7 protein-coding genes are annotated in these 6,231 nt (G+C 59.7%); 4 read left to right on the top strand and 3 right to left on the bottom strand.

Features of this window, described 5'->3' with window-relative positions; genetic code table 11:
- Nucleotides 1-1,703 (top strand): AAA family ATPase (locus F4U95_RS22835; protein WP_150426892.1); only part of this gene is annotated, 1,703 nt, incomplete at its 5' end.
- Between the two features lie 10 nt (nt 1,704-1,713).
- On the top strand, nt 1,714-2,418 hold the full coding sequence (locus F4U95_RS22830; protein WP_150426891.1) for a DUF6118 family protein: 705 nt from the start codon (nt 1,714-1,716) through the stop codon (nt 2,416-2,418).
- Between the two features lie 122 nt (nt 2,419-2,540).
- Here F4U95_RS22830 and F4U95_RS22825 read toward each other — a convergent pair whose 3' ends face one another.
- Nucleotides 2,541-2,939 carry a type II toxin-antitoxin system VapC family toxin gene (locus F4U95_RS22825; RefSeq protein WP_150426890.1) on the bottom strand — a complete coding sequence of 133 codons (399 nt, stop codon included), beginning with the start codon at nt 2,937-2,939 and terminating at the stop codon, nt 2,541-2,543.
- A complete protein-coding gene (locus tag F4U95_RS22820) occupies nt 2,936-3,217 on the bottom strand; it encodes an AbrB/MazE/SpoVT family DNA-binding domain-containing protein (RefSeq protein WP_246171691.1) in 282 nt (93 codons plus the stop codon). The genes F4U95_RS22825 and F4U95_RS22820 overlap by 4 nt, the downstream gene beginning before the upstream one ends.
- A gap of 325 nt (nt 3,218-3,542) precedes the next feature.
- Between F4U95_RS22820 and F4U95_RS24995 the strand changes: the two genes are divergently transcribed.
- The gene (locus F4U95_RS24995) at nt 3,543-3,830 is read left to right on the top strand and encodes a hypothetical protein (RefSeq protein WP_150443161.1); all 288 of its coding nucleotides are present in this window, start codon (nt 3,543-3,545) and stop codon (nt 3,828-3,830) included.
- Between the two features lie 75 nt (nt 3,831-3,905).
- Here the strand turns inward: F4U95_RS24995 and F4U95_RS22815 are convergent, their stop codons facing one another.
- Nucleotides 3,906-4,859 carry a tyrosine-type recombinase/integrase gene (locus F4U95_RS22815; RefSeq protein WP_150426888.1) on the bottom strand — a complete coding sequence of 318 codons (954 nt, stop codon included), beginning with the start codon at nt 4,857-4,859 and terminating at the stop codon, nt 3,906-3,908.
- Between the two features lie 185 nt (nt 4,860-5,044).
- Here F4U95_RS22815 and F4U95_RS22810 point away from each other — a divergent pair, with 185 nt between their 5' ends.
- Nucleotides 5,045-6,211: a nucleotide sugar dehydrogenase gene (locus tag F4U95_RS22810; protein WP_150426887.1), complete on the top strand. Its 1,167-nt coding sequence runs from the start codon at nt 5,045-5,047 to the stop codon at nt 6,209-6,211.
- Nucleotides 6,212-6,231: the final 20 nt, after the last annotated feature.

Genomic DNA, 6,231 nt, shown 5'->3' with positions numbered 1-6,231 from the left:
CCCCACTCGAAACGCCAAGGCTCATAACGCCGCTCCCTTATCGGAGCGGAACGTCGTTCCTCGCATGGGCGATCGTCAACAACAACCAGCCCGTTCCCGACGTGTTCTCCAAGATGACCAAAATCGCAGCTTCGGGCCGACTGGGCCAGATACGCAGACAACGCGAAGACTGGCAGCGCGATGCGACGAAGGCGCTTGCGACAGGCAGGGTAGGCGAGGCGATCCACGCCTATTCGGCGCATGGCATGGTTTACGCGGCCGAAACGCGCGAGCGGGCGCGTGCCGAGCTGATCGACACATGGGACGCGCAGCGCCGCGCCGATCCCGACAAGAGTCAGATCATTCTTACCCATACCAATGCAGAGGTGCGCGACCTTAATCTTGCTGCGCGCGATCGACTGCGCGACGTCGGCCATCCTTCGACAGGCTCAGGACAGGGGCTGGGGGAAGACGTGGAGGTGCAGACGGAGCGTGGCACGCGCGCGTTTGCCAGCGGCGACCGCATCATGTTCCTGAAGAACGAGCGTGGGCTAGGCGTGAAGAACGGCACGCTGGGGCAGGTCGAGCGTGTATCGCCCGACAGCATGGCGGTGCGCCTCGATGACGGGCGCAGTGTCGCATTCGACCTCAAGGACTATGCCCATGTCGATCATGGCTATGCAGCGACCATCCACAAGTCGCAGGGTGTGACGGTCGATCGTGCGCATGTCCTCGCTACCCCCGGTATGGACCGTCATTCCGCCTATGTGGCGCTATCGCGGCACCGCGACGGCGTGCAGCTTCATTATGGCCGCGATGATTTTGCCGATGATCGCCAACTCACCCGCACGCTTGGGCGCGAACGGGCGAAGGATATGGCATCCGATTATTCCCGCGATATGGCGCAGGATATTCGTGCTTTCGCCGACCGTCGCGGCTTGTCGGGCGAGATCCGTTTGCCCGACAATGCGCGCGCCATCCAGCGAGATCCGCGTGGCGAGATAGCGCCTGTCGAGCGCGGAGCGTTTGCCGGTTTCAAACCGGGGCCGGTCGAGCGCACGACCGCGGCCGAGCAGAAACCGCGGCGCGGCATGTTTGCGGGCTTGAAGCTCAATGCCACGCCTGCCCCGTCCCTGCCGACAAAAACCCCTGTGCGTGACCAGGATCGCGACTATGTGCGCGCCGTTGAACGGGCTTCGCGATCGGTCGAGGCGGTGTTGCAGGCCCGCGCATCGGGCGCGCCGATTCTGGAGCATCAGAAGGTCGCGCTGGAACGCACCAGTCAGGCGCTTGAGCAGATCAGGCCGGGAGCCTCGCGCGATCTTCAATCGGCGATGCAGCGCGATCCTGCCCTGTTGCTGGATGCAGCGGCGGGGCGCAGTGGCCCGATGATCGAAGCGATGGCACAGGAAGCCTGTGTGCGGGCCGACCCCAATCTGCGCGCAGATCGGTTCGTGGAATGTTGGCAACAGCTCTCTCAGGACCGCGATCGGCTTTATCGCGCCGGTGACATGACAGGCCGCGAGCGTGCGAGCAAGGAAATGGCAAGCATGGCCAAAAGTCTTGAGCGCGATCCGCAAATGGAATCGGTGTTGCGTGGTCGCACCCGTGATCTTGGCCTTGAGATTGGCATGAACCGGGGCCGTGAGATGGGTAGCGGCGAGCTGGGCCGCCAGTTGACGCAGGAACTTGGGATAGGTCGTGATCACGGCATGAGCCGGTAAGGAGATGCATATGGATGAGGACGACGGGCAGGGCGAGGACGGCGCAGCACGGGCGTTCGAGCAGCTCACGCGCGAGGTGTCGTTGCTGCGCGCCGCTGTCGAGGGACTGACCGCTGCGCGCGAGTCCATCGATATTCCCGATTATCAGCCGACGCTTGAGCGCACCGAAAAGATATTGGTGGCTCTTGCTCAGCGGATTGATCCGATCGCCAAAAGCACGCTCCTGTCGATGACGCCCGGTTCCATGTCGAACGATATAGCGACGGCGGCTAGTGGCGCGCGTCGGGAGGATGCACGGCTTATCGCCGAAGCGCGCGCGGGGTTGGATCAGGCTGCCCGCAAAATCAGCAACCGACTTTCATCAGCACGTCGGGGTGACGAGCAAAATCGCTGGCTGTTTATATCCGGTGGCGGCGGCCTAGTGTTGGGCTTGTTGTTCTACGCGGTGCTGGCGGGGCCGATCGCGCGGTCGATGCCGACAAGCTGGCGCTGGCCCGAGCGCATGGCGACCCGCGTTCTTGATGAGCGCGGTGCGTGGGATGCGGGGCAGCGTTTGATGCAGGCGGCCGCGCCGGAAAGCTGGAGCGCGATTGTGGCTGCGTCGCCATTGTCGGATGCCAACCGTAAAACTGTGCAGGCGTGTCGTGAGCGAGCCGCGAAAGCCAAAGAGCCGGTGCGATGCACGATTGAGGTGAAGCCCGACAGTGCAGGTTGATATCGACGCTGACCCGATGAGCGCCTGTTTATAGCCCAACTCCGTCAGATCGATTGTACGCAGATCAGGGCAGGAAACGCTGCCGGTGTTTCGACTTTAGAGAGTGAACACCGATCGCATGACTATTTTAATTGCAGGGCGGCAATCCCCTGCCCTTGCAGCAGCTTAACCGCTTGCTTGTCGAATGAGACGAAAGTTTCGCCGCCATGGAAACGACCGTCAAATGCGATAACCCCGTCAGCAAAATCACCTCCTGCATCCAGGACAGTAAGGCCTGCTTCTACCATAGGCCGATTGATGACGACATTCTCCGTGTCGATCAAAGCCCTGATCGCGATGGCAATGTCTGGCCGGGCTGCCTTGTAAAGTCGTTCCATTATCCAAACGAGTTCGCCTAGAGTGTGTACACTAACGGCAACCAGGCTTGCGCGCTCCATCGTTTCGACGGCAATCAGGCTCTGCGTTTCGTCATCTGCTAAAATCAGGCGCAGCAAGACATTCGTGTCGGCTGTAATCCTCATTTATCATCCAAGCCGGTCATGCCGGCAGCAGCAACTGCTTTGGCAATGGCGTTGTTAATTTCTTCGATCGTGAAGCGAGCGCCGTTGGTCCTGCCTTTGAGCATGCCATGCAATGTCCGCCATGCCCCTTTGTGTTTGTCGGCTTTCAGCTCCGCTCTGCCGTCGGGCAACAGATCGAGCCTGATTTTGCCTCCAGGCTGGATGCCGAGATGATTCAGAATATCCTTCCGGAAAGTCACTTGACCTCGTGCGGTCACGCTCAATGTGGCCATGGTCATCCTCAATGCTAAACCACATGTAATGAAAAAATGCATTACTACAAAGGCTGAACTATAAAAGCCTAAATCCGCACCTTTCCCATCCTTGCCAGGCTGAGGTCGTTATGCCGCCGGTCATAAAGTTGCGCCGTGTGGGTTGAGTTGTGGTTGGCGAATGACAGCGGTTTTTCCAGCGATCCGCCATTGTCAGCCGCCGCTGGATAAGCCTTGCAAAGAAGGCTGCGGGGCTAGCGAGGTGACAGAGGGGCGGTCAGCCCGTAATCACGCTCTAGCGTCTTGCAGTGAGGTCCAAAGCGGTCAGGAGGTTGGCGGCTGTGCAGCATTCTTGGCCATCCGCGATCTGACAGTGTCGAGGATTATCGGTGTTTCCCATGATGAACAAAGTGGGGAAACGGGCGTCTTACAGAGGGGCAATCACGCTCTGTCGGAGAAGATCATGCCAGACGATGTAAGGGCAGCCCTTGAACGTTTTCAGCAGTTCTTAGGCCAATATCAAGGCGATAACGTAATCGACGAAGCCAGTGGCTTTAAGGTTTCTGATGGCACGTTGTTGGCAGGCGAAATCGAAATGTTGGCTGGGCATCAGGAACCAGACGAAAATCCAATCGACTAAGAAGTGCTTACATGAAGTGACTTGATCAATGATCCAGTCACTTCTTTTTAATTTTAATAAAAAACTCTTATAATTTCAGATCCGCACCCGCTCCACCTCGGCCAGACTGATATCGTCGCGCCTGCGGTCATAGAGCTGCGTCGTGCGGGTCGAACTGTGATTGGCCATGGCCGCGGCATTTTCCAGCGTGCCGCCATTTTTGAGGTAAGTGGTGATCCCGGTCGCCCGAAAACTGTGGTTGCCGATCTGCGTTGCGATCCCGGCAGCCAGCGCGCGGCGCCGGACCATGGCATGGGCTTCGGCCTGACGCAGCGCCCGGTCGCTCAGGGTGCGGCGCCCCCGTTCGACTGTGCGGAACAGCGGCCCCCTGCCCTCGTCCAGCCCACATGCTTCTATATAAGAGAGCAGATAGTCCTCCAGACTATGGTGGCACGGCATTTCATGCCGCTTGCCGCCCTTTTCATGCAGGCGCAGCCATAGCCGCCGTCCCTGCACGAAGACATCCTCCCGCTTCATCGCCAGCGCCGCGCCGACGCGCGCAAAGCTGTAGATCATCAAACCGATCAGCGCCCGGTCGCGCAGGCCCGCCGGCGTCGAAATGTCGATCGCGTCCAGCAATGCCCGCGCCTCCTGCGCCTCCAGCACCGGCGTTCGCCCGGTCCGCGCGCTGTGCGCGGGACCGCGTACGCTGGCGGCGGGATTGGTTGCGATGACCTGCCCCGTCACCAGCCAGTCGAACAGATGGCGGATCGCGGCGAGCCGCTGCTTCACGCTCGGCGCCGCGAGCGACTGTCCCAAAGTCTCGATCCAGGCGGCGACATGGATAGGCGCGATGTCCCTCAAGTTGCGCACGCCATGGCCATGGCACCAGATCATGAAATCGCGCGCCGCCTTCGCATAGGCGCGCCGCGTATGCGGGTTGCGAATATTGGCCGCGAAAAATTCCAGAAAGCGCATGTGCACATGCGGCGGCGCCTCCGCCACGATCGGCGGCAGGGTGATGGAAGGCAGTTTGATCGACGGCAGCATGAAAAACGAATCACAAGCCCATATATGTGATAATGTCCTTTATCACATATATAGCAGATGAAAGGGAAAATTGCATTTCGCCCTCCTTGATCAATGGTTGTAAGTCGGCCCTATCCGTCGCAGGAATGCCAGATGCGAGATCCGGGTGCGTCCATGACGGCGCGTGATGCAAGGAATAACGAAGAATGAAGATCGCCGTTTTCGGGCTTGGCTATGTCGGCCTTTCCAACGCCGTATTGCTGGCCCAGCATAATGAAGTGCGTGCGGTCGACATCACCCCCGAACGGGTCGATATGCTCAACGCGCGCAAATCGCCGATCGTCGACGCCGAACTGGAAAGCTTCCTTGCCACCCGTCCCCTTGATCTTACCGCCACGCTCGACCCGCACCAGGCGCTGGACGGCGCCGATTATGTGATCGTCGCGACGCCGACCAATTATGATGTCGGCACCAACAAGTTCGACACCTCCTCGGTCGAAACGGTGATCAAGACCGCCAAGGCGGCCAATCCCGATGCGACCATCGTGATCAAGTCGACCATCCCCGTCGGCTTTGTGGAGGATGTCCGCCGCCGTCTCGGCGCCGATCAGGTCATCTTCAGCCCGGAATTCCTGCGCGAAGGCCAGGCATTGCAGGACAATCTCCACCCCTCGCGCATCATCGTGGGCGAACGGTCGGACCGGGCGCGTATCTTTGCCGAGCTGTTGCTGGAGGGCGCGGTCAAGAAGGACGTCGAAATCCTCTTCACCGACCCCAGCGAAGCCGAAGCGATCAAGCTGTTCGCTAACACCTATCTCGCCATGCGGGTCGCCTTCTTCAACGAACTGGACAGCTACGCCATCGCCCATGATATGGACCCGCGCCAGATCATCACCGGCGTCGGCCTCGACCCGCGCATCGGGTCGCATTATAATAATCCCAGCTTCGGCTATGGCGGCTATTGCCTGCCCAAAGATACCAAACAGCTACTCGCCAACTATTCGGAAGTGCCACAAAACCTGATCCGTGCGATCGTGGAGGCCAACCATACCCGCAAGGACTTCCTGGCCGACCAGATCATCGCGAAGCACCCGAAGAAGGTCGGCGTCTTCCGCCTGGTGATGAAGGCCGGGTCCGACAATTTCCGCCAATCCTCGATCCAAGGCATCATGAAGCGGATCAAGGCCAAGGGCATCGAGGTCGTGATCTACGAACCAGCGATGCAGGAAGAGGCGTTTTTCGGATCGCGCGTTGTGCGCGATCTGGCGGCGTTCAAGCATGAATGCGACATCATCATCGCCAACCGCATGACGCAGGATATGGAGGATGTCGCGGACAAGATCTTTACGCGGGATCTGTTCGGATCGGATTGACAACGATTGGCAATCCGGCT

Origin of the sequence: Sphingobium limneticum, from assembly GCF_008710165.1 — a bacterium.
GTDB lineage: Bacteria > Pseudomonadota > Alphaproteobacteria > Sphingomonadales > Sphingomonadaceae > Sphingobium > Sphingobium limneticum.
Note: the sequence above shows the minus strand (reverse complement) of the source record. Positions and strands in the feature narration are given on the sequence as shown.